General features: G+C 75.3%; 19 protein-coding genes. 7 read left to right on the forward strand and 12 right to left on the reverse strand.

The genetic code is table 11. The features are described 5' to 3' along the window. Positions 1-194 precede the first annotated feature (194 nt). On the forward strand, positions 195-2,156 hold the full coding sequence (locus tag ACFVGO_RS00150; protein WP_380630413.1) for an FUSC family protein: 1,962 nt from the start codon (positions 195-197) through the stop codon (positions 2,154-2,156). Between the two features lie 124 nt (positions 2,157-2,280). Here ACFVGO_RS00150 and ACFVGO_RS00155 read toward each other — a convergent pair whose 3' ends face one another. After that, on the reverse strand, positions 2,281-3,684 hold the full coding sequence (locus ACFVGO_RS00155; RefSeq protein WP_359898507.1) for an amidase: 1,404 nt from the start codon (positions 3,682-3,684) through the stop codon (positions 2,281-2,283). A gap of 308 nt (positions 3,685-3,992) precedes the next feature. On the opposite strand from ACFVGO_RS00155, the gene ACFVGO_RS00160 reads away from it, so the two are divergent. Then, positions 3,993-5,342, forward strand: a complete 1,350-nt coding sequence (locus ACFVGO_RS00160) for a cytochrome P450 (RefSeq protein ID WP_359898506.1) — start codon at positions 3,993-3,995, stop codon at positions 5,340-5,342. A 140-nt stretch (positions 5,343-5,482) separates the two neighbouring features. After that, on the forward strand, positions 5,483-6,208 hold the full coding sequence (locus ACFVGO_RS00165; protein WP_359898505.1) for a rhomboid-like protein: 726 nt from the start codon (positions 5,483-5,485) through the stop codon (positions 6,206-6,208). A 120-nt stretch (positions 6,209-6,328) separates the two neighbouring features. Here ACFVGO_RS00165 and ACFVGO_RS00170 read toward each other — a convergent pair whose 3' ends face one another. Continuing rightward, positions 6,329-6,910 carry a YetF domain-containing protein gene (locus ACFVGO_RS00170; protein ID WP_359898504.1) on the reverse strand — a complete coding sequence of 194 codons (582 nt, stop codon included), beginning with the start codon at positions 6,908-6,910 and terminating at the stop codon, positions 6,329-6,331. A 54-nt stretch (positions 6,911-6,964) separates the two neighbouring features. Beyond that, positions 6,965-7,792, reverse strand: coding sequence for a LysR family substrate-binding domain-containing protein (locus ACFVGO_RS00175; RefSeq protein WP_380348938.1), 828 nt, complete (start codon positions 7,790-7,792; stop codon positions 6,965-6,967). 58 nt (positions 7,793-7,850) lie between these two features. Here ACFVGO_RS00175 and ACFVGO_RS00180 point away from each other — a divergent pair, with 58 nt between their 5' ends. After that, positions 7,851-8,288: a DUF5997 family protein gene (locus tag ACFVGO_RS00180; RefSeq protein ID WP_359898503.1), complete on the forward strand. Its 438-nt coding sequence runs from the start codon at positions 7,851-7,853 to the stop codon at positions 8,286-8,288. A 127-nt stretch (positions 8,289-8,415) separates the two neighbouring features. Here ACFVGO_RS00180 and ACFVGO_RS00185 read toward each other — a convergent pair whose 3' ends face one another. Then, a complete protein-coding gene (locus tag ACFVGO_RS00185; RefSeq protein ID WP_380630414.1) occupies positions 8,416-9,546 on the reverse strand; it encodes a YncE family protein in 1,131 nt (376 codons plus the stop codon). Positions 9,547-9,901: 355 nt separating this feature from the next. Here ACFVGO_RS00185 and ACFVGO_RS00190 point away from each other — a divergent pair, with 355 nt between their 5' ends. After that, positions 9,902-10,606, forward strand: a complete 705-nt coding sequence (locus ACFVGO_RS00190) for a hypothetical protein (RefSeq protein ID WP_380630509.1) — start codon at positions 9,902-9,904, stop codon at positions 10,604-10,606. A 24-nt stretch (positions 10,607-10,630) separates the two neighbouring features. Here the strand turns inward: ACFVGO_RS00190 and ACFVGO_RS00195 are convergent, their stop codons facing one another. After that, positions 10,631-11,398, reverse strand: coding sequence for an SDR family oxidoreductase (locus ACFVGO_RS00195; RefSeq protein WP_359898500.1), 768 nt, complete (start codon positions 11,396-11,398; stop codon positions 10,631-10,633). A gap of 193 nt (positions 11,399-11,591) precedes the next feature. Between ACFVGO_RS00195 and ACFVGO_RS00200 the strand changes: the two genes are divergently transcribed. Continuing rightward, a complete protein-coding gene (locus ACFVGO_RS00200; protein ID WP_380630415.1) occupies positions 11,592-11,954 on the forward strand; it encodes a hypothetical protein in 363 nt (120 codons plus the stop codon). A gap of 71 nt (positions 11,955-12,025) precedes the next feature. Here the strand turns inward: ACFVGO_RS00200 and ACFVGO_RS00205 are convergent, their stop codons facing one another. The 3 genes from ACFVGO_RS00205 to ftsH all read right to left on the reverse strand — a co-directional run bounded on the left by ACFVGO_RS00205 (position 12,026) and on the right by ftsH (position 16,196). Then, complete coding sequence (locus ACFVGO_RS00205) at positions 12,026-13,006, reverse strand: ADP-ribosylglycohydrolase family protein (protein WP_359898498.1); 981 nt, start codon at positions 13,004-13,006, stop codon at positions 12,026-12,028. Further along, positions 13,003-13,842 (reverse strand): ammonia-dependent NAD(+) synthetase, encoded by an 840-nt coding sequence (gene nadE / locus ACFVGO_RS00210; RefSeq protein WP_380348946.1) that lies wholly within the window; start codon positions 13,840-13,842, stop codon positions 13,003-13,005. Before nadE ends, ACFVGO_RS00205 begins: the two co-directional genes overlap by 4 nt. A 65-nt stretch (positions 13,843-13,907) precedes the next feature. Further along, entirely contained in the window at positions 13,908-16,196 is a 2,289-nt protein-coding gene (ftsH, locus tag ACFVGO_RS00215; RefSeq protein WP_380630416.1) for an ATP-dependent zinc metalloprotease FtsH, read from the reverse strand. Positions 16,197-16,595: 399 nt separating this feature from the next. On the opposite strand from ftsH, the gene ACFVGO_RS00220 reads away from it, so the two are divergent. Then, a complete protein-coding gene (locus tag ACFVGO_RS00220) occupies positions 16,596-17,189 on the forward strand; it encodes a DUF1707 domain-containing protein (protein WP_380348949.1) in 594 nt (197 codons plus the stop codon). Positions 17,190-17,287: 98 nt separating this feature from the next. On the opposite strand, the gene ACFVGO_RS00225 is transcribed toward ACFVGO_RS00220, so the two are convergent. The 4 genes from ACFVGO_RS00225 to ACFVGO_RS00240 form a co-directional block, all read right to left on the reverse strand. Continuing rightward, a complete protein-coding gene (locus ACFVGO_RS00225) occupies positions 17,288-17,995 on the reverse strand; it encodes a DsbA family protein (RefSeq protein WP_359898494.1) in 708 nt (235 codons plus the stop codon). 86 nt (positions 17,996-18,081) lie between these two features. Next, complete coding sequence (locus tag ACFVGO_RS00230; RefSeq protein WP_359898493.1) at positions 18,082-19,671, reverse strand: alpha/beta hydrolase; 1,590 nt, start codon at positions 19,669-19,671, stop codon at positions 18,082-18,084. A 696-nt stretch (positions 19,672-20,367) separates the two neighbouring features. Further along, positions 20,368-21,108, reverse strand: a complete 741-nt coding sequence (locus ACFVGO_RS00235) for a DUF6461 domain-containing protein (RefSeq protein ID WP_359898492.1) — start codon at positions 21,106-21,108, stop codon at positions 20,368-20,370. A 263-nt stretch (positions 21,109-21,371) separates the two neighbouring features. Next, complete coding sequence (locus ACFVGO_RS00240; protein ID WP_380630417.1) at positions 21,372-22,613, reverse strand: glycosyltransferase; 1,242 nt, start codon at positions 22,611-22,613, stop codon at positions 21,372-21,374. Positions 22,614-22,702: the final 89 nt, after the last annotated feature.

The raw sequence follows: 22,702 nt of genomic DNA on the forward strand, positions 1-22,702 counted from the left end.
CCCATACGTTGGACTAGACCAACTAATGGTGTCAACCCTTTCCTGCGGGTTACCGATTGGGAAATCAACGCAGCTCACGACGCCTCTCGGGGTTCGCTTTATGTTTCGGAGACTGACATAAGAGCGGGTATGTTTCTGGAATTGACATATTCGCGCGCACGGTGAACCGGTCGGGCCGGCCGTACGTTGGGCTCATGGCACCCGCGCTGACGGCTCCCCCGTGGCTGACCGAGGGTCTGCGGCCCCGGGCCGCGCCCGTCCCCTGGGCCGCGGTCGCCCGCGCGTCCGTCGCCCTCGCCGCCCCGCTCGCGGTGAGCACCGCCACCGGGCGGCCCGCCTACGGCGCACTGGTGTCGATGGGCGCGCTGTCCGGAGTCATCGGGGACACCGCCGACGCGTACCGGATGCGGGTCTACAACATCGCCGTGCCCCAGCTGTTCGGCGCCCTGGGGATGCTGCTCGGCACCCTGGTGTTCGGCGCCGGCTGGACGGCCGTCGCGACGGTGACCGTCGTCGCGCTGGTCTCCGGCATGATCTCCTCGATCGGCGCCGTCGCCTCCGTCTCCGGACTGCTCCTGCTGCTCAACGCGGTCGTCGGGGCCGGGCTGCCACTGCCCTCCCCCTGGTGGCTGCCGCCCGCCCTGCTGCTGCTCGGCGGCCTGGTGGTGCTCGCCCTGACCCTGCTCGCCTGGCCGCTGCGCGTGGGCGTCCCCGAGCGGGCGGTGGTGGCCGGCACCTACCGGGCGGTCGCCGACCTGTTGGAGGCGGCCGGCACACCGGAGTACGACGGACGCCGCCGCGAACTCACCCGGTCGCTCAACCAGTCCTACGACCTGCTGCTCGCCCGCCGGGCCCGCCGGCACGGCCGCTCACCCACCCTGGTACGGCTGCTCGCCCAGCTCAACGCGGTGATCCCGGTGGTCGAGGCGGCCTCGGCGGCCCACCTGCGCCCGCCCGAGTTCGGCCCGCTGGCCGCCGGCTACCCGGCCGCCGTGCGCGCACTGGCCGACGCCGTCGAGCAGAACCGCACCGGCCCGCCCCCGCCGCTCGGCCTGCCGGTCCCGGCCGGCCCGTCCACCCGCGCGCTGGTCCAGGCGATCGGGCACGCCGCCGTGGTCGTGCACGAGGCCGCACCCGACCCGTACGCCACCGGCGACCGGCTGGGCCGCCCCGCCGGGATCGAGGTCCGGGCCCGGCGGGCGACCAGGGCACTGCTGCTGTCCGGCGCCTCCTGGCGGTACGGGCTGCGGCTGGCACTGTGCATCGGGCTGGCACAGGTGCTGGTCTCGGTGATCGAGGTGCCCCGCTCGTACTGGGTGACGCTGACCGTGACCTTCGTGATGAAGCCCGACTTCGGCTCGGTGTTCTCCCGCGCGGTGCTGCGCGCGCTCGGCACCGCCGCCGGGCTGCTGATCGCCGTCCCGGTCCTGGCCGAGGTGCCGCACGGCTGGTGGGACGTCCCGGTGATGGCGGCACTGGCGGCCCTGATCCCGGCCCTGTCCGCCAAGGGGTACGCCTTCCAGACCGCGGCCATCACCCCGGTGATCCTGCTGCTCTCCGACCTGCTCAACCACCAGGGCTTCCACCTGGTGCCGCCCCGGCTCTACGACTCGCTGATCGGCTGCGGCATCGCGCTGCTGGTCGGCTACCTGCTGTGGCCGGACTCCTGGCACACCCGGATCGGCGACCGGCTCGCCGACGCCGTCCAGGACACCGCCTCGTACATGTCGCTGGCCCTCGCCACCGCGCCCGGACGGGACGAACCGGCCCGCGCCCGCTACCGGCGCCGCCTCTACCGGGACCTGTCCACCGTGCGCAGCGAGTTCCAGCGGGCGCTCACCGAGCCGCCGCCGGTCGGCACCCGGGCGGAGGCCTGCTGGCCGGTGGTGATCGCGGTCGAGCGGATCGTGGACACCACCACCGCCACCCGGGTGCGGATCGAGCACGGCGCTCCGGTGCCGACCGCCGCCGAGGTCGCCACCGTCACCCGGGAGCTGACCGGCCTGGCCGAGGCGCTGCGCACCGGTGGGCCGCCGCCGGCGGCGGAGCCGGACGCGCTGGCGCCGGACTGCGCGCTGGCCCGGCTCCACCACGAGGTGCGCGCCGCCCGGTCGGTGGTGGCGCCGATGCCCCGAACCCCCGCGCCGGCGCCCTGAGCGCGGCCGGCCCCGGAGCCGCAGCATCCGGTCCCGGAGCCTCGGCGTTCGATCCCGGAGCCTCGGCATTCGATCCCCGACCCGCGGGTTCGGTCCCGGAGCCGCCGGGTGCGCCCCGCCGGGTTCAGTCCTGGATCCGCCGCCAGGGCCGGTCCGCCTCCAGCGCGAAGGCCAGCTCCAGCAGCAGCCGCTCCTGCCCGTGCGCCGCCGACAGGTGCACCCCGACCGGGAGCCCGCCGGGCTCGGAGCCCGCCGGCAGCGCGATGCCCGGGCCGCCGGTCACGTTGTTGACCGGGGTGAAGGCGACGTAGCGCATCAGCCGGTCCATCAGCTCGTCGAAGTCCACGTTCGGGCTCAGGTACCCGATCGGCGGGGCGGTGTGGGCGAGCACCGGGGAGAGGATCACGTCGTGGTCGCGGAAGATCCGCGCGTACACGCCCTCGGCCCGGCGCAGCCGCCGCAGCACGCCGGGGGTCTGCGGGAACTCCGCCCGGAACCGGCGGCGCAGTCCGGTGGTCAGCCCGTCCAGCTTCCCGGCCCGGAAGCTCGGGTCGATCAGCAGCCGGCCGGTGGCGGCGATGGCCCAGGCGATGTAGCCCCAGTAGCTGACGAAGTCGCGGGAGAACTCCTCGCCGAAGGGCAGTGCGGTCGGCTCGACCAGGTGGCCCATCGCCTCCAGCCGGGCGGCGGTCTCCTCGACCACCTGCCGGGTCGGCCCGTCGGTCTTGGCGATCGGCGAGTCCACCACCAGGCCGATCCGCAGCCGCCGGTCGCCCGGTCCCTCGACCAGGCCGAGCGGGGGCAGCCCGGGGTTGCCGCGGTGCCGCTCGGCGGCGGCGAAGAAGGCGGCGGTGTCGCGCACCGAGCGGGTCAGCACGCCGTCGGTGACCAGGTCGATCGGCAGTTTGCCGCTCTGGGCGTTGGTGACCAGCCGGCCCCGGGTGGGCTTGAGCCCGACCAGCCCGCAGCAGGCCGCCGGGATGCGGATCGAGCCGCCGCCGTCGTTGGCGTGCGCGATCGGCACCACGCCGGCGGCCACCAGGGCCGCCGCGCCGCCCGAGGAGGCGCCGGGCGAGTGCGAGGGCTTCCAGGGGTTGCGCACCGGCTGGGCGGTGGCGAACTCGGTGGAGGCGTTGAGGCCGAACTCGGGCAGTCTGGTCTTGCCGAGGACGGCCAGGCCGGTGGAGAGGAACTGGTCGGTGAAGCGCGCGTTGCGGCGGGCCGGGCGGGCGCGGTAGGCCTCGCTGCCCATCGCGGTCGGCAGGCCGCGCAGGTCCACGTTGTCCTTGAGGTAGGTCGGTACGCCCCAGAGCGGACCGCCGATCCCCTCCCGGCTGATCCGCGGTTTGTCGTACGAAGCATGGGCGACGGGCAGCAGCGCGCCGTCCACCCGCGCGGCCCGGTCGGCGGCCGCGCCGACCAGTTCCCTCGGGTTGACCGCGCCGGCCCGGACCAGCGCGGCGAGCGCCACCGCGTCGTGGGCGCCCAGGGCGTCGTCGGCGAACGCGTGGACCCGCTCGTCGGTCATCCGAACTCCCCACTCCCTGCCGGACGTTCCACCGTCCGACGATCGCACCGGTTGGTCGTACCTGCCCGGTTCTACTGACCGGTAATCTCGCAGGGCTTCGAGTGTAGGCACGGCCGGCGGCCGGCGCCCGACCGGGGTCGACCCCGACGGGTAAACGCTCCATCAAATCTTCGAGGGCGCACGACCGTTCGGCCCGCGCCCCCGCGTTCACCCCGTCCGCCCGTCCACGATCGTTTCGCCGCACGCCGCCGGGAAAGATCACGTTCGCGATTCGTCCCGGTCCTCCCGCCCCAACCAAGGTGACGCCCGTGCCGACCCCCTTCTTCCCGACCACCCGGTTCACCGCGGCCACCGCCCCCGGCGGCCTCCCGCTGCTCGGCCACGCCCCCGCCCTCCTCCACCACCCGCACGAGTTCGTCGCCGGCCTGCCCGCCCACGGCGACCTCGTCCGGCTGCGGCTCGGCCCGCTCCACGCGTACGTGGTCTGCCACCCCGAGCTGGTCCGCCGGCTGCTCGCCGACGACCGCACCTTCGACAAGGGCGGGCCCCTCCTCGACAAGGCCCGGGAGGTCCTCGGCAACGGCCTCGCCACCTGCCCCGCCGCCGCCCACCGGCGCCAGCGCCGCATGCTGCAGCCCGCGTTCCACCGCGACCGGCTGCCCGGCTACGCCGCGCTGATGGCCGAGGAGATCGACGGCGCCACCGCCCGCTGGCGCGACGGCGACGTGATCGACGTCCCCACCGCGATGCACCGCCTCTCCACCGCCGTCACCGCCCGCTGCCTGTTCGCCGCGCACGAACGGGCCGGCACGCTGCCGGTGCGCCGCTCCATCGACGCCGTCACCCGCGGCGTCGGCCGTCGGGTGATGCTGCCGCTGCCCGGCGCCGACCGCCTCCCCACCCCCGGCAACCACCGCTTCCGCCGCGCCCGGCAGGACCTGCGGGAGATCACCCGGCGGCTGATCGCCGACCACCGCGCCGCCGGCACCGACCGGCACGACCTGCTCTCCACGCTGCTCGACGCCACGGACGAGGACGGCCGGGGCCTGACCGACGCCGAGGTCCACGAGCAGGTGGTCACCTTCCTGCTGGCCGGCACGGAGACCACCGCCGCCACCCTCTCCTGGGCCTGGACGCTGCTCGCCGCCAACCCGGCCGTCCGGATGCGGCTGCACGCCGAACTCGACACCGTCCTGGACGGCCGGCCCGCCCGCCACGAGGACCTGCCGGCCCTGCCGCTCACCGCCCGGATCGTCAGCGAGACCCTGCGGCTCTACCCGCCGCCCTGGATCCTCAGCCGCACCGCCACCGCCGACACCGAACTCGGCGGCCACCGCATCCCGGCCGGCGCCACCCTGCTCTACAGCCCCTACCTGCTGCACCGCCGGGCCGACCTCTTCCCCCGCCCCGACCGCTTCGACCCCGACCGCTGGCTCACCACCGCCCGCCCCGCACCCGGCACCTACGCGCCCTTCGGCCTCGGCGCCCGCCGCTGCATCGGCGACGTCTTCGGCACCACCGAGGCCGTCCTCGCCATCGCCACCATCGCCGCCCGCTGGACCATCGCCCCCACCCCCGGCCGGCCCGTCCGCCCCACCCGCGGCTCCTCCCTCACGCCCCGGCCCTTCACCGCGACACTCACCCGCCGGGTCCGCTGACCGGACGGCGACCGGGCTCCGACGCCGTCCGCGCCGGGTCCGCCGACCGGATCCCGACCCGGCTTCGGTACTGTCCCGGCGTGGCCGGCCGCACGGGCGCCGGCCGGAACCACGCCGCTCGACCGGGACGCCACCAGACCATGAACGCTCGAACCCCCTCGGGGCTCCTGACCGGGCTGCTGCGCGCCGCCCGGACGTACCCGCGCCGCTCGCCGCTGACCTTCGGCTACGTCGTCCTGCTCCTGCTCGGGCACGTCTGGGTCGAGAACCTGCTCGCCGCGGACCGCGCGGACGCGCTGCGCGACCACATCAGCACCAACCTCGACAACCTGCACGACCACCCGGTCAGCGCCCTGCTCGGCAGCGCGCTGCTCTTCGACGGCACCCTCACCGAGATCCTCTCCACCGGCTTCGGCAGCACCCTGATCACCCTGGGCCTCGGCGTCTGCTGCTGCCTCGCCTGGACCGAGCGCCGCTTCGGCGGCCTGCGCGCCGCCGCCGTGTTCCTCGGCGGGCACATCGGCGCCACCCTGATCACCGCCGCGGTGATCCTGCTCGCCCTGCGCCACGGCTGGTACCCGGAGAGCGTCCGCGGGGCCTCGGACTACGGCATCAGCTACGGCGCCCAGACCGTCCTCGCCCTCGCCACCCTCGCCGCGCCCCGCCGGGCCCGGCTGCCCTGGGCCGCCTTCGTCGTCGCCTGGCCGCTCTCCGGCGGCGACTGGCCCGGCCCCCTCCCGGGCTTCACCACCGTCGGGCACCTCCTCGCCGCCGCCCTCGGCTTCGCCCTGGCCGCCGCCGTGGCCCTCGGCGCCTCGCGGCGCCGGCGTGCCGGGGCCGAACGGCCGGCGGACGCCCACCCGTGACCGTCCCCCGGCTCTCCAGGGCCTCCGGGTTCCACGGCCTGTCGGGGCCGGGGGCCCGTCGGTTCCAGCGCCTGTCGGTTCCAGCGCCTGTCGGGGCGGGGCCGGTGGCCCGGGCGGCGGTCAGCCGGGCGGGCGCCGGTCGGCGGCGATGGCGGTGAGCAGCCGCTCGATCTCCTCCAGCCGGCGCCGCAGGTCCTCGACGTCGCTCCGGGTGGCGCTCTGCTCGCCCGCCTTGAGGGAGACCAGCAGCTGTCCGTCCGGCTCCAGCCGGGCCCGGGCGACGTCGCCGACCTTGTCGCCGTTCTGGATCCGGATGGCGTGCTCCAGCTCGGACGGGCGCAGCGCCAGGCTGTGCAGCGCGCCGGCGACCAGCTTGCCGTCCTTCACCACGGTGGTGGGCCGGCCCTCCAGGATCCGGGCGGCCCTCGGATCGCGCGCGAGCCAGCGGGTGACGGCGGCGTTCACCGCGATCAGGGTCACCGCCCCGATCGCGCCGCCGAGCAGGCTGTTGTCATTGCCGATGATGGCGTTCTGCACCACGTTGGAGAGCAGGAAGACGACCACCATGTCGAAGGTGTTCAGCCCCGCCAGCCCGCGCTTCCCGGCGAGCCGGAACAGCACCAGGATCAGCACGTAGACGGCGATCGTGCGGAGGACCTTCTCCACGATCGGAATCTGGACGGCCATCAGGTCGTGCCACACTGCCCCGCTCCTCCCGCCTCGACGGCTGCGAACGGGGCAGACGCTACGCCACGGTCACCGCTTGGGCCTGCCGCGCCGGGCCGCCGCGCCCCGCCCGCCGGCCTTGGCTCCCCCGGCCTTCGGCGCCCCGGCCCGCTGCCCGCCGGACTTCTGGCCGCCCGCCTTCTGCGCACCGCCCTTCTGCCCGCCGGACCGCTGCGGCTGCGGCTTGCCCCGGCCCGCCGCCGCCTTCTTCGGCTGCGCCTCCGGAGCCGCCTGCCCGGCCCCGCGGCCGCGCGAGCTGTTGACCGTGCGGCCGCGGACGATCCCGATGAACTCCTCCACCAGGTCCGTCGTCCGCTCCTGCGGCCAGGACAGCGCCACCTGGGACTGCGGCACGTCCGCCACCGGCCGGAAGGTGAGGTCCCGGCGGTGGTGCAGCCGGGCCAGGGACTGCGGCACCAGGAGTACGCCGACGTTCGCCGCGACCAGCTCGACCGCGTCCGCGGTGCTGTCCGGACGGGCGACGGCGGGGCGCCCGGGCAGGGTGTCGGCGGTGAGGCCCAGGGTGTCGTCGAGCGGGTGGAAGACCACCTCATCGGCCAGGTCCGCCACCGAGGCCTCCTCGGCGGCGGCGAGCCAGTGGTCCTTGGGGAAGACCACGACGGTGGTCTCGGTGTAGAGCGGGATCGCGCTCAGCACGTCCTTGTCGACCGGCAGCCGGACCAGCCCGGCGTCCGCGCCGCCCTCGCGGAGGGTCCGCTCGGCGTCGCCGGACTCGACCGCGAGGAGGTCCAGCGGCACGTCCGGGAGCCGCTCCTCCCAGACCCGGACCCATTTGCCGGGGGTCACGCCCGGGACGTACACGAGCCGGAAGGTCGGGTTCACCTGCATGTCTGTCACAGGGCAAGGCTACCGACCGTGACCGGGAGCGCCCGCGCACTCCCTTACCCTTGTCACCATGACATCGCTCAAGCAGAAGACCAGCCAGACCATGAAGCCGGCCACGGCGGCCAAGAAGCTGGGGATCTACCTCGACGCCGCGCCGACCGACTTCCAGGAGGGCGTGGTCTCCCGCGAGGAGCTGAACGCGCTGCAGGCCGAGCCGCCGCAGTGGCTCCAGGACCTGCGCAAGAACGGCCCGCACCCCCGCCCGGTGGTCGCCGCCCGGCTCGGCATCTCGATCTCCGGCCTGGCCCGCGGCGGCGTGACCGAGGCGCTGACCACCGAGCAGATCGAGGCCCTCCGGGCCGAGAACCCGCTCTGGCTCCAGCACGAGCGCGCCAACCAGGTGGACCTCCGCAAGGAGACCGCCCGGATCAAGGAGAAGCACGAGAAGGAGGCCGCCGAGGCCGCCGCCAAGGCCGCCAAGGAGGCGAAGGCCGCCCAGGCCCGCTGACCCGCCCTCCCCGGGCCCGGCACGGCGGCGCTCCGGCGCCGGCTGCCGGGCCCGTTCTCGTCGGGCCCGTTCTCGTCGGGCCCGTTCTCGTCGGGCCCGTTCTCGCCGGGCTCCGCTCGGCGAACCCCTAGAAGCGGACGGTCCGCAGAACGGAGTCCCCGCCCTTGAGCCCGGCCAGGTAGAGGGTGCGGCCGTCCGCGCCGAGCTGGACCTGGACGACGGAGTCCAGGCCGAAGCCGGTGACGGTCTCGCCGGGAACGGCCGCGCCGGTCGCGGGGTCGTACGACAGCAGTGCGGACTGCGGGGTCCTCGCGCCGGTGAACACGTGGACCCGGCCGGAGTCCGGGCTCGTCCCGAGCAGCCGGGGGCCGTCGGCGAAGGCCCCGAGGCCGAAGGCGGACCGGAAGGTGTTCGTCTCCGGGTCCAGGATGTCGGCGGTGACGGTGCCGTAGTCGCGGTAGCCGCTCGCGTAGACGGTGCGGCCGTCGGCGGCGAGCACGATCTCCTCGGCGGAGCCGAAGTCCGCCACCGGGTCGACGACCTCCGGGGCGGCGCCCTCGACGTCCAGGTGGTAGAGGTTGTCCGCGGTGCCGACCCAGGCGTCGGTGGCGTCGGGGCCGAGCACCACCCGGCCGACGGTGTAGCCGGTGAGGGTCACGCCGCCGGTGAAGGTCCGGGTGGCGGGGTCGTAGGCGAGGACGCGGCCGGCCCGGCTGCCCAGGCGCACGCCCCAGGGGCCGTACTGGGACAGGTACACCCGGGTTCCGTCCGGGCTGACGGTCACCCCGTTCAGTGCGCCCTTGGTCATGGCCCCGGGGCGGGGCTGGTCGGGCGTGGCGACCCGGGCGAGCTGCTGTCCGGTCGCGGCGTCGAAGGTCAGCAGGTCCCAGTCGACGGTCACGTAGACCCGGCTGCCGTCCGGGCTGACGGTCGGACGGCCGACGCTGTCGAAGCCGGTGACGGTGAGCAGGTCGGTGCTCGCCCCGGTACGGGTGTCGATGCTGCGGACGACCCGGGCCGAGTGGCCGGGGTCGACGGCGTGGCCGACCACCGCGTAGACGCGGGTGCCGTCCGGGACGACGGCGAACGACTCGGCCGTGCCGCCGAACGCCAGGGTGTCCGCCGTCGGGACGGCCCGGGCCGCGCTGACCGGCGGGCTCTCGGGCGCCGCGGCCGCGGTCTCCGTCCCGGTCAGCAGCAGTGCCCCTGCCGCCGCCACCGCTCCAAGCCAACGCGCTTTGCGCACAAGCCTGTTCATGCTTCCCCTCCCGCCGGTCGGATCGCGGCCCTGCCGCGTCCGCGTCAGGCTACGACACGGCCCGCGGACGGCGGAGCGGTTCGGTCGTACTCGGCCCGGCTCCGTCCGAACACAGCCCCTTCACGGCATCGACAGAACCGGAACCGGCCATGGACGGCGGCCGGATCCGCCTCCGCCGCGGAAACGGTTCCGCACGCCCGGCGAAGGCTTCCCGCGCCGCACGTGGCGTCACCCCGACGGCCCCGCGGACACGGTAGGGTCCGCTGGCGCGGCACCGGCCCGTCCGGCGGCCGCCGCCCACGCCCACCCCCGAGGGAGGAACCCCGTGCCGGCTCCCGCCCGCCGCGCCCCGGCCATGGCCGCGGCCGTCCTGCTCGCCGCCGCAGCCGCAGGCTGCTCGCCCGGCGGCGACCACGCCGCCAAGGGGGCCAGGTCCGCCTCCGCCTCCGCCCCGGCCGCTGCGGGTGACGCTGCGGCGGCCGCCCCGCCGCTGGCCGCCGCGATCGTCACCGGCCCCGGCCCGAAGGCGAGTTACGACGTCCAGCCGCAGCCCGCGCCGGGCAGCTGCCACTACCGCTACACCGCGGACAAGCAGCCGCTGCCCGACGCCTCCTGCACCCCGGGCGCGATCAGTCCGGCGGTGAACCAGGGCAACCTCAAGGACACCATCTGCAAGCAGGGCGGCTACACCTCGACCATCCGCCCGCCGTCGAACATCACGGGCAAGGAGAAGACCGAGAACGCCAAGTCCTACGGCTACGACGGCCCGATGGGCGACGCCGAGTACGACCACCTGATCAGCCTCCAACTCGGCGGCGACCCCAACGACCCGCGCAACCTGTGGGTCCAGCCGCCCTCCCCCGGCCACGTCCCCGGCAAGGGCCCGAACAACCCCAAGGACTCGGTGGAGACCCACCTCCACACCGCGATCTGCAAGGGCCAGGTCACCCTGGCCGCCGCCCAGCAGGCCATCGCCACCGACTGGACGACCGCCGAGGCCAAGCTCGCCCTCCGCGCCGCGTCCAGCCCGACCTCCGAGCCCGACGCCGACGGGGACTGACCGGCCGCTCCCCGAAGCTCGGACTCAACGACCGAGCACCGCACCGCCGTTGAGTCCGATCACCTGACCGGTCAGGTACCCGGCGGCCGGGGAGGCGAGGTAGGCGACCGCCTCGGCCACATCGGCCGGGGTGCCCGCCCGACCGACCAGGGTGTCCGCGACCTTCCGGGCGTGGAACTCCTCGCTCCAGCCGGCCCCGAAGATCTCGGTGTCCTCGATGTAACCGGGCGCGAGCACGTTCACCGTGATCCCGTCCGGCCCCAACTGCCGGGCCAGACCGAACGCCCAGCCGTGCAGCGCGGCCTTGGCGGCGGCGTACGAGCCCGCCGAGTGCGGGCCCGCGCCACCGCGCTGGGCCGCGGCCGAACTGACCACCACCAGCCGGCCGCCGGGACGGCGCAGCCCGTCCTGGAGCGCGGTGGTCAGCAGCACGGCGGTGAGCAGGTTGCCGTCCAGGTCCCGCCGCCAGGACGCGGCCAGCGCGCCCAGACTGCCGTCGGCCGGCGGCGTGACGATCGCACCCGCGTTGTTCACCAGCACGTCCACCGGCCCGAGTCCGGTGATCCGGGCCGCCGCCGCCTCGACCGCCGCCGGGTCGGTCAGATCGGCCGCGACCGGCACGACCCGCCCCGGACCGGCGGTCCGCTCGATCTCCTCCCGGGCCTGCTCCAGCACGGCCGGCCTGCGGCCCAGGATCACCACCCGGTGCCCGTCCCCGGCCAGCCGCGCCGCGATCGCCCGGCCGATCCCGGTACCGCCACCGGACACCACTGCGAGCCGATCCACCGTCATCACTTCGTCCCCCGTTCGTCAACCGGCCGCACGCCGGTCGCGCCGACCCCGGATCGGGCCGCACACCCCCATCGTGGCAGCCCCGCGCCTTGGCCCCCACGCCGCACCCCGGTACCGTGACCGGGCACGTGGGGGGACGTGGGCGGGCGCATGGGCGGGCGCATGGGCGGGACGGCACCGGGGGACGGTCGCAGTGGCACGGACGCGGACCAGGGGCATCAGGGGCCGGGGCGAGGAGGTGCCCGACACGGTGCTCGCCGCACTGATGGGCGGCCTGACGGCGGTGAGCGACGGGTGGCTGCTGGTGCACCTCCGGCGCGACGCCCGCACCGGGTGGGTGGAGCGCGAACTGCCGCAGGCAACCCTGGCCCTGATCGGCTTCACCGCCCTCACGGCCCTGCTCGGCGCGACCCTCGCCGGCCGAAGGTCGACCCCGCACCGCCGCTGGCGCTGGGCGATGCTCAGCGCGCTCCTCGGTCATCTGCTGGCACTGGGGGCCCTGATCGGCTACCTCCTGTTCCACCCGCGGGGATTCGTCGTCTTCCTCCTCCCCTGAGACCCGTTCCCGACGGCCCCTCAACCCCTCGAACGCCCGCCCTGCCGATGCCGCCGGCCCTGGGCACCGCGCTACTGGTCGTGCCGGCGGGCACCCCCGTTGCCCCGATCCGCGCCACCGGCCTCCCAGGCCGTCAACCTCCCTGCCAGGTCGAGCAGTTCGGGTGCGCGGAGCACCCGCCCGCCGAACCCGGGCAGCTCGACGTGCAGCGGCCCGGTCCAGCGCTCCGGGATCGCCGCCAGGCCGTACCTGGCACCGGCCAGGCCGCCGGTGACGGCGGCCACCGTGTCGGTGTCCCCGCCGAGGTCGATCGCGGCGCGCAGCGCCTGCTCGAAGCCCTCGGTGGTGCGCAGCGCCCAGACCGCCGAGCCGAGGCAGGGCCATACCGCGCCGTTGGCCTCGGTGGCGCGCTCCGGGTGCCAGTCGGGGGCGAGGACGGTGGCGTAGCGCTCCCGGTGGTCGGGGTCGACGTGGGCGAGGACGGCGGGGAGCTCGGCCAGCGGGTCGGCGCCGTGGAGCGCGAGCCGGACGAGCTCGTGGAAGATCGCCGAGCCCTCCCAGGCGGCCCCGTCCCCGTGGGTCAGCGCCGCGATGCGCCGGGCCGCGTCCATGGTGGCCCGCCGCCCGGCGCGGGCGAACGCGACGGCGGAGGTCGAGGCCCGCATCAGGGCGCCGTTGCCGGCGGCGCGCAGCGTGGTGTTGAAGTGGACGGCGGCGGCGAGGTCCCAGGGCAGGCCGCTGGTCAGGACGACTTCCGTCTGGATGCCGATGTCCCGGGGGTCGGCGGCGGCCCAGCGGCGGAACCGGTCGAAGACGTCCGGGAGGTCCAGGCTTCCCCGCTCGATCAGGGACTCGGCGACCAGGACGGCCATCTGGGTGTCGTCGGTGGCCTCGCCGAGCCCCCAGCCGCCGCCCGCCACCAGGTCACCGGGGGTGTCCGGGAAGCGGGCGGAGAAGGCGCCGGCCGGGCCGAACTCGTAGGGGGCGCCGAGGGCGTCGCCGACGGCGGCTCCGAGGACGGCCCCGGCGGCGCGCTCGTCGGGGCCGGTCATGCCACGGGCGGGACGACCGGCAGGTTGCGCTTGTGCTCGGTGCGGCGGTAGTGGCCGAGGACGGTGCGGAAGACGTCCTCGCTGACCGGCAGGCCCTCCAGGAAGTCGTCCAGTTCGTCGTAGCCGACCCCGAGGGCGTCCTCGTCGGGGCGGCCGGGGGCGAGGTTCTCCAGGTCCGCGGTCGGGACCTTCTTGACCAGCTCGGCCGGTGCGCCCAGCGCCTCGGCGATCGCCCGCACCTGCCTCTTGGTCAGGCCGGACAGCGGCATCACGTCGGCCGCGCCGTCGCCGAACTTGGTGAAGAAGCCGACGGCGGCCTCGGCGGCGTGGTCGGTGCCGACGACCAGCCCGCCCTTGGCGCCCGCCGCCGCGTACTGGACCACCATCCGCTGGCGGGCCTTGACGTTGCCGCCGACGAAGTCCTCGTGGCCGTGGTCGCTGTAGGTCAGGCCGGCGGCCTTCAGGGCGGCGAGCGCGCCGTCGGTGGCGGGCTTGACGTCGACGGTCAGCACCTCGTCGGCGCGGATGAAGCCGAGCGCGAGCTGGGCGTCCGCCTCGTCCGCCTGGACACCGTACGGCAGCCGCATCGCGGTGAAGGTCACCTCGCGGCCCTCGGCCCGCAGCCGCTCGACGGCGAGCTGGCACAGCCGTCCGGCGGTGGTGGAGTCGACGCCGCCGCTGATGCCCAGCACCAGGCTGCGCGCGCCGCTGGTCCGCACCTGGTCGGCCAGGAACTCCACCCGGCGCTCGGCCTCCGTCGCGGGGTCCGGCACGGGCGCGACCCCGAGGGCACGGGCGATCTCCCGCTGGACGTCGGCGGGCAGGGGCTCGGTCATTCCGACTCCTCGGGACGGTGGTGGGTGGCGCGGTCACGAGGATACGACCACCGGCGATGCGGCCGTCACGGGCGGGGGGTCTCCCGCGGGCCGGGGGACTCCTCCGGGCTGGGGGACTCCTCCGGGCTGGGGGGCTCGCCCGGGCCGTCCGCGTTCGTGGGCCCGGGCGCATCCGTGGGCCCGGTCGCGGCCGCAGGCCCGTCGACGTCCGCCGGCCCGTCCGGCTTCCGCAGCGAGACCGGCCGCTCGGGGCCCGGCGCCGGGTGCGTCAGGATGTCGAGCACCACCGCGCCGTCCACCGTCTCCTGGGCCACCAGCTGCGCCGCCAGCTCGTCCAGGTGGTGCCGGTGCTCGGTGAGCAGGCCGAGGGCCCGCCGCTCGGCCTGGCGCAGCAGGCCGGCCACCGCCTCGTCCACGGCGCGCTGGGTCTGCTCGGAGTACGGGCGGCGCAGCAGGTCCTCGGGGTTGTCGCCGAGGTAGTGCGGGGTGCCGCTGGAGTAGCCGACCGGTCCGAGCTCCGGGGAGAGGCCGAATTCCCGGACCATCCGGGTGGCGACGGAGGTGGCGTTGGCGAGGTCGTTGGCGGCGCCCGTGGAGCCTTCGCCGAAGACCACCAGTTCCGCCGCGCGGCCGCCGAGCTGGACGGTGAGCAGGTCGGTCAGGTAGCCCTCGCTGTACAGGTGCCGCTCGGCCTCGGGCAGCTGCTCGGTGGCGCCGAGGGCGACGCCGGCCGGGAGGATGGTCACCTTGGCGACCGGGTCGGCGCGCTCGCACAGCGCGGCCATCAGCGCGTGGCCGGACTCGTGCACCGCGACGGCGTGCCGCTCCTCGGGCAGCAGCGCGTTGGAGGACTCCCGGCGGCCGAGCAGCACCCGGTCGCGGGCGGTGTCGAGGTCGTCGGCGGTGAGGGTGGCCCGGTCGGCGCGCACGGCGTTGATGGCGGCCTCGTTGACCAGGTTGGCGAGGTCGGCGCCGGAGAAGCCGGGGGTGCCGCGGGCGAGCCGTCCGAGGTCGACGTCCGGGGACAGGGTCTTGCCGCGGGAGTGCACGGCGAGGATGGCGGCCCGCTCGGCCTGGTTGGGCAGCGGGACGGTGACCTGCCGGTCGAAGCGGCCGGGGCGTGTCAGGGCCGGGTCGAGGGCGTCCGGGCGGTTGGTGGCGGCGATGACGACGATGCCGGTGCTCTGGTCGAAGCCGTCCATCTCGGCGAGCAGCTGGTTCAGGGTCTGCTCGCGCTCGTCGTTGCCGCCGAACCGGGTGCCGCCCGCGCGCCGGCCGCCGACGGCGTCGATCTCGTCGATGAAGATGATCGACGGTGCGCGTTTGCGGGCCTCGTCGAAGAGGTCGCGGACCCGGGAGGCGCCGACGCCGACGAACATCTCGACGAAGCCGGAGCCGGTCACCGAGAGGAAGGGCACCGAGGCCTCGCCGGCGACCGCCCGGGCGAGCAGGGTCTTGCCGGTGCCCGGCGGCCCGACCATGATCACCCCACGTGGCCCCTTGGCCCCGGCGGCGGCGTACCGCTCCGGGCTGCGCAGGAAGTCGACCACCTCGCTGACCTCCTGCTTCACCCCCTCGTACCCGGCCACGTCGGCGAACCCGGTGTCCGGCCGCTCGGCCTCGATGATCTTGGCCCGGGACCGCCCGATGGCGCTCAGGCCGCCGCCCAGCGAGCGGGCGGCCATCCGGCCGGACCAGAGGAAGAGCGCACCGAAGATCAGCAGCGGCAGGAACAGCAGCAGGGTCGACCAGATCGAGCCGCTGCTGCTCCGGCTGCCGGTGACCGCCACGTGGTGGTCGGCGAGCGCGCCGCTGAGCTGGGAGGTGTCCAGGGCGGTGGGGATCTGGCTGGTGAAGTGGGTGCCGTCCTTGAGCGTGCCGCTCACCCCGCCGGTGTCGCTGACGTTCACGGTCTGCACCTGGCCGGAGTCCACCCGGCTCACGAAGTCGGAGTAGCCGTAGCGCGTGCCGGGCTTGCCGGAACTGGAGAAGAGCACCAGCAGGAGCAGCGTGACCAGCACCGCGACGGGCAGCAGCCAGCGGCGCCACGACGGCGGAGGCGGAACTTTGGCCGGACCGCCGGGGCCCTGGTTCCGGCCCTGACCGGGACCCTGACCGGGGCCCTGGTTCCGGCCCTGGCCGGGGCTCGGGCCTCGCGGCTGGCCCCAGCTCTGCCTCGGGCGCGGGCCCGGGTCGGAGCCGCGGTCGGCGCCGGGGCCCGAGTCGGAGCCGCGGTGGACGCCGGGGCCCGGGTCGGAGCCGCGGTGGACGCCGGGGCCGGGGCCGGGGCTGGACCCGGGACCAGGTGGAGTCGCGGAGTGACGGACAGCGCGCAGCCGGATTCGTACGATCATCCACGCTCACCGCCTCTCGGGGGGGCCGAACAGCCTCCGCCCCTCCATGGTCGGACGGTCCGGGCCCGGACGGGAGCCCGAAGGGGGTGGCAACGGTCCACTCGGGGGAGAACGACCCGCTCGGCGCCACGGCCCGCAGCGCCGGATCGGGCTCGGGCGTCGGGCTCGGCGTCGGGCACGGGAGGCGGAATCGGGCACGCCGAAGGCCGGTCCGGTACGTGGGGGCGGGCCGTCGCGAACGGTTTGCGGAAGCCTGCCCGGCGCTTCCACCGCACCCGGCGAAGCCTTCGCCCGGCCGCTTTCTCGGCCGCTCCTCCGGGCGCGCTCAAAGATCCTCGGGCCGTGCGGAGTTGGCGATCGAGCCGCCCACCAGGACGATTCGTGACCTAGAGTAGCCGCATGGTCAACGAGGAACTGCCAGCCCTGCACAAGACGCCCGAGGCCGCCGTGGAACCCCGGGCCGGGGACAGCGACCGGGAGGCGGTGGCCGAGCAGTTGCGGGTCGCCGCCGGTGACGGCCGCATCGACCTCGGGGAATTGGAGGAGCGGCTCGACCGCACCTACGCCGCGCGGACGTACGGCGAACTCGACATCCTGGTGGCCGACCTCGGCGGCCGGGTGGAGGCCCGGGAGGTGTCCGCGGCGGAGGAGGTCCTCACGCTCCGGCCCCGGATGAACAACATGGTGCAGAGCGGCCGCTGGTCCGTGCCCCGCCGGATCGTCGCGGAGACCAAGATCTCGCTGCTCACGGTCGACTTCACCGAGGCCGTGTGCCCCCACAAGGAGATCACGGTCGAGGCGTCGACCGGCATGGGCCACATCCGGCTGATCGTCCCGCGCGGCTGGGGCGTACGGATCGACCCGTCGAGCACCAACACCGGAAACATCGTCAACAAGGCCGCCGAGCAGGCGGAGCCGGGCGCCCCGGTGCTGACCGTGATCGGCCACCCCCGGTCGGGGCCGATCAGGATCAAGCAGCGCCGCCGGGGCTGACGGGCCGGAGGCCGGGCCCGCGGCAGTCCTCCGTGCGGGCACCGAGGGGGCTCGGTGCGGGCACGGCGAGGGCGCGGCGCGGCCTCCGCCGGGGTGGCTCAGGAGAAGTCGAGCCCGCCCGTCCGGGTCCGCTTGAGCTCGAAGAACTTCGGGTACCCGGCCAGCAGCCGCACGCCCTCGAAGACCCGCAGGGCGTCCTCGCCGCGCGGGATGGCGCTCAGCACCGGGCCGAAGAAGGCGACTCCGTCCACGTGGATGGTCGGCGTGCCGACCTCCTCGCCGACCGGGTCCATGCCCTCGTGGTGGCTCTTGCGCAGGGCCTCGTCGTACGCGGTGCTGTTCGCCGCCTCGGCCAGCTCCTCCGGCAGCCCCGCTGCCACGAGCGCCTCGCGGATGACGGCGTCGTCGGCCTCGCGGTCCTGGTCGTGCAGTCGGGTGCCGAGCTCGGTGTACAGCGCGCGCAGCACCTGCGGACCGTGCTGTTCGGCGGCGGCGATGCAGACCCGCACGGGGCCCCAGCCGGTGGTCATCAGGCGCTGGTAGCGCTCGGGCAGGTCGGTGCGGCCCTCGTTGAGGACGGACAGGCTCATCACCCGGAAGTTCAGGTCGAGTTCGCGCTGCCGATCGACCTCCAGGATCCACCGGGAGGTTATCCAGGCGAAGGGGCAGACGGGGTCGAAGTAGAAGTCGACCTTGACGGTGTCGCTGTCGGCCCGGTGGCCGTTGTCGAGGTGCTGGTCGAGCTGCTGGGCAAGCTGCTGGGCGGGCGCGCCGGTCGTCATATCGTTCGTCACATCGTTCGTCACACCGGAGAGGCTAGTGGACCGAGTGGACCACTCTCCAGAGCCAATCGACAGCTGCCACAGTGGGCCACTTCTCGCCGCCCGGCCGCTCAGCCGCACGTCGTCCCGTTCGCCGGCACCGTGCCGTCCAGGAGGTAGGCGTCCACGGTCTGCTTCAGGCACGGGTTGCCGGTGTTGTAGCCGCCGTGCCCCTCGCCCTGCAGGGTGACGGTGACGCCGACGCCCGCGCCGAGCTGCTCCGCCATCGTGCGGGCGCCCTCCACCGGGGTCGCCGGGTCGCCGGTGGTGCCGACCACCAGGACCGGGGCGGCGCCCGGCGCGGAGACGTCCGGGTGGGCGGCCCTGCCCGGGACGGGCCAGCCGGTGCAGGCGGTCAGGCCCCAGGCGGTGAAGGACCCGAACACCGGGGAGACGGCACGGAACTGCGGCAGCTGCTGCTGCACGTCCTGGTCGGAGTAGCGCTGCCGGGCGTCCACGCAGTTGATCGCCCGGTTCGCGGCGTTCAGGTTGGTGTAGTGCCCCTGCGCGTCTCGCCCGTTCAGCCCGTCGGCGAGCTGGAGCAGCGTGTCGCCGGTCCCCAGCTCCATCGCCTCGGTGAGCCCGGTGGCCAGCGCGGGCCAGGTCTCCTGGCTGTACAGGGCGGCCGCGATGCCGGTGACGGCCAGGCTCTCGGTGAGCTGCCGCCCCTGCTTGGTGGGCAGCGGCGACTGCGCCAGCTTCTGCATCAGTGCTTCGACCTTCGCGGTGCCGTCGTCGCCGCCCGCACCGGTCGGGCAGGCGGTCCCGGCCTGGGCGGCGCAGGCCTTCATGAAGTCGCCGAGGGCGAGCTGGAAGCCCTGGGCCTGGCCGAGCGCGGACTGCTGCGGGTCCTTGGTCGGGTCGACCACCGAGTCCAGCACCATCCGTCCGACCTGCTGCGGGAACAGGTGCGCGTAGACGCCGCCGAGCTGGGTGCCGTAGCTGATGCCGAAGTAGGAGAGCTTCTGGTCGCCCAGCACCTGCCGCATCAGGTCCAGGTCGCGCGCTGCGCTCTCGGTGTCCACGTACGGCAGCACCGCGCCGGAGTTGTGCTCGCAGGCGGCGGCGAAGCCGGCGTTGTCGGCGTCCAGGGCCTTCACCGCTTCGGGGGTTTCGGGGGTGCTGTCGGTGGCGGTGGCGGCGTCCATCGCCCGGTCGTCCAGGCATGTCACCCCGGCGCTGGCGCCGACTCCGCGCGGGTCGAAACTCACCAGGTCGTAGCGGGAGTTGAGGGAGCTGTAGCTCGCGGCGAGGGCGGGCAGGGTGGCCACGCCGGAGGCGCCGGGGCCACCGAAGTTGAACAGCAGCGAGCCGATCCGGTGCTCCTCGTCCTTGGCCCGGCTGCGGATCAGCGCGAGGTCGATCGTCGTACCGTCCGGCTTGCCGTGGTCCAGCGGGGTCTTGAGGGTGGCGCACTGCCAGTCCTCGGCGGCGGGCGCGGTGCCGCTGCCCTGGGCGCTGATGGGGGCGGAGCAGGCGTGCCAGTCCAGCTGTTGGGCGGCCGCTCCGGTGGCGGCGCCGGTCCCCGTCCCCGCGCCGCCGGCCGCGGAGGTGGGCGCGGGCTCGGCGGCGGAGGAGCCGTCGCCCCGGCAGCCGGTGGCGGCGGTGAGCAGCAGGGCGGCCAGGCCGAACGCTCCGGCGCCGCGGACGACGGTGTGCATGGGGTGGGTCCACCTCTCGGGTCGGCCGGGCACCCGGCACGCGGCCTCGGGCCGGCCGGACGCCCCGGCGCTCGGCGGGACGGCGTACGCCCGGCGCTCGGTTCGTCGACGCACCACAGACCCTAGGGGCCGGATCCCGCGGATGCCTGGTGGAACCGCCTGGACGGGGGCGTGCGCCGAACCGGATTCCACCGGCCGACCGGGTGAAGGACGGGGCCGCACGGCCCGGTTGCGGAGGCTCGCGACGACGGTGGGGGCGCGTCTTCCCCGGCCCCGTCCTGCCCTGGCCCTGCCGATCGGCAGGGCCAGGGCAGGGCGGGGCCTCACGACGAGGGGGGAGCCCCCCCTCCCCCCCCCCCTCCCCCCCCTGCCCCCCCCGCCCGACGGGCCCAGGGCAGGGATCGCGCCTCGGGAACCTCCCGATCGGCACATGTGCGACGAGCAGCCGGCGCGCAAGGATGACGGCCATCGGGGCCCCGCCGGTGGGGCCCGGAAAGGAACCCTGCCGTGACCGCCCTGTTCCCGTCGCTTCCGCGCCTGCCGCTCCCGTTCCTGTCCCTCCCGCGTCTGCCGTTCCTGCCGCTGCCGCTCCCGCGTCCGCCGTTCGCCCTGCCCTCCGCCTGCCGGGCCCTCCTCCGCGCCCGCGTCAACGCTTCGCGGGCCATCGGCGCCGCGGGTCGCCGGCGCGGCACCCCCTCAGCGCAGCGCCATGCCCGGGGTTCCCCGCACCGCGTACGCCGGCAGGCGCAACCCGCCGAGGGCGGCCCGGGGCAGGCTCAGCCCGAAGCGCCGCTCGACGGCACCGAGGGCGCGGCGGCGGGCGGCCCCTTCGGGCTCGCGCCCGGGGTCGCGGGGGGTCACGCCGTCGGCCTCCAGGACTCCGGCGGCGACCAGGTCCGGCACCAGCAGGTCCGGCTCCTGGCCCCAGCGCCAACGTTCCTCGCCCAGGCCGAAGCCGCACAGCACGGCGCCGTCCCGGGCGTAGTCGAGCAGGGCCGGCCGCTGCTCCGGCATCGGGCGGAAGTGCACCACCTCGACGCCGTCGCGCGCTATCTCGATGAGCAGTTCGCCGCCCGTGGAGTCGCCGTACTCGATCGCGAACGACCAGCCGGCGCACTCGCCGACCCGGATCACGCCGTCGCCGTCGTCACCGGGGCGGTAGACCTCGATGTCCAGGTCCCGGATCTCGGTGTCGCTGATCGGCTCGGTCGCGGTGGCCGGGTCGGCGCCCATCCGGCGGGCGAGCTCCTGGGGCGTGATCCCCCGGGCGAAGACGACGCCGCCGACCTCACCGTCCGGGTCGGGTCCGGCCGTTGACGGTCGGCCGGTCGACCGGCGTCCTGTTGACGGTCGACCCGTGGCCGGCCGGCCGATCTCGGCGAGCCATTGGATGCCGTCCCCGTCCTGTCCCACTCCCCCGTGCGTGCCGTCGGTCATGCCGCCCTCCCCTCGCGCATGGCCTGCGGTGACCGGGCGCGCAAGTGGGCACCCTAACCGACCCTGCCGACACCCGGCCGCCGGTCGCCGGATCAATGCCGGAACCGGCCGTGCGCGGGCCGACAACCACCCCTGTTCGATCGGAAGGAGGCCGATCCGGAATCGAACCCACCTGGCCCGCACCGCCGTTCACGGGGCGCCGCCGTTCACCCGGCCCGCACCGCTGTTCGCCCGGCACCTGCGCGGCCCGGCTCCCCGGACACTCACCCGGACCCGGCGGGCACCTTCCGGCCCACGGCTTCGAACAGCAGCTTCGCGGCCACCGTCGCCCCGTCGGTGCGGATGCCGCCGGCCACGGCCCCCGCCCCCGCCCGCGCCCGGGTCCCGGGCGCCAGGGCCGTACCGAGCGCGGCGGAGAGCGAGTCCACGGTCGGCGTCCGGTCGAGGTGGGCCGCGCCGATGCCCAACTCGGCGACCCGGCCGGCCCAGTACGGCTGGTCGGCGATCCGGGGGACGACCACCTGCGGCACGCCCGCCACGGCCGCGGTCGTCGTGGTGCCGGCGCCGCCGTGGTGGACGACGGCGGCCACCCTGCGGAACAGGGCCTGCTGATTCACCTCGCCGACGACGTGACAGTCCTCGCCGTCGTCGATCGGGGCGAGCCCGGCCCAACCGCGGGCGAGCAGCACCCGGCGGCCGTGCGCACGGCTCGCTTCGACGGCCACCCGCGCGATGCCCTCCGGGGCGTGCGCGGCCATGCTGCCGAAGCCGACGTACACGGGTGGTTCACCGGCGTCCAGGAACGCCTCCAGGTCGGCCGGGAGCGGGCGGTCGTCGGGGAGGATCCACGCCCCGGTCGGCACCACGTCGAGTTCCGTCATGCCCTCCGACGGGCACAGGGTCGGATCCGCCGCCAGCCACGGCCGCTCGGTGAAGACGTGGTCGCGGACGTTCTCCACCGGCGGCAGACCGATGGCCGCCCGGTGGTCGTTGAGCGCCTCCCGGTACAGCCCGTTGACCCGCTGGGCGTCCTGCTCCCAGAGTTTCCGGTAGTCGGTCTCGTCCTGCGGGGACGGCGTGCCCGGCCGCCGGCCGGGCCGGAAGTGCCGCGAGGGCAGTCCGAAGATGTGGAAGCAGGCCAGCACGTAGTGGAGGCCGAGCTTCTCCGCGACGTCCCGCGCCCCGGCCGGCATCAGGCCGGTCGCCAGCAGCACGTCGCAGCCCTCGGCCGCCGCGGTCAGCGTCTCGAACCTCGCGGCGACCAGCTCGCGGGCCAGCCGGAACGCGTCCTCCGCCGTCGGTGCCCCAGGACCGGCGACGATCGAGCGCACCGACGGGCCGAGCGGCACCAGCGGCACCCCGACCCTCGCCAGCAGGGCCGCGAACTCCTCGTCCGGCGGCGCGCACACCCGTACGTCCGCGCCGAGCCCCCGCAGCGCCGCCGCCAGCCCCGCCAGCGGCTCGACATCCCCGCGCGATCCCCATGTCGTCATCAACACGCGCATTTCACGACTCCCGTTTCCGCAGGTCATGGCCTTACGGTCGGGATTCTGCGCCACAACGGGGGCCTTGCCGCAAGCCCCGGGTCACGCTG

Source organism: Kitasatospora sp. NPDC057738, from assembly GCF_042798815.1.
GTDB classification, from domain to species: domain Bacteria; phylum Actinomycetota; class Actinomycetes; order Streptomycetales; family Streptomycetaceae; genus Kitasatospora; species Kitasatospora lactacystinica.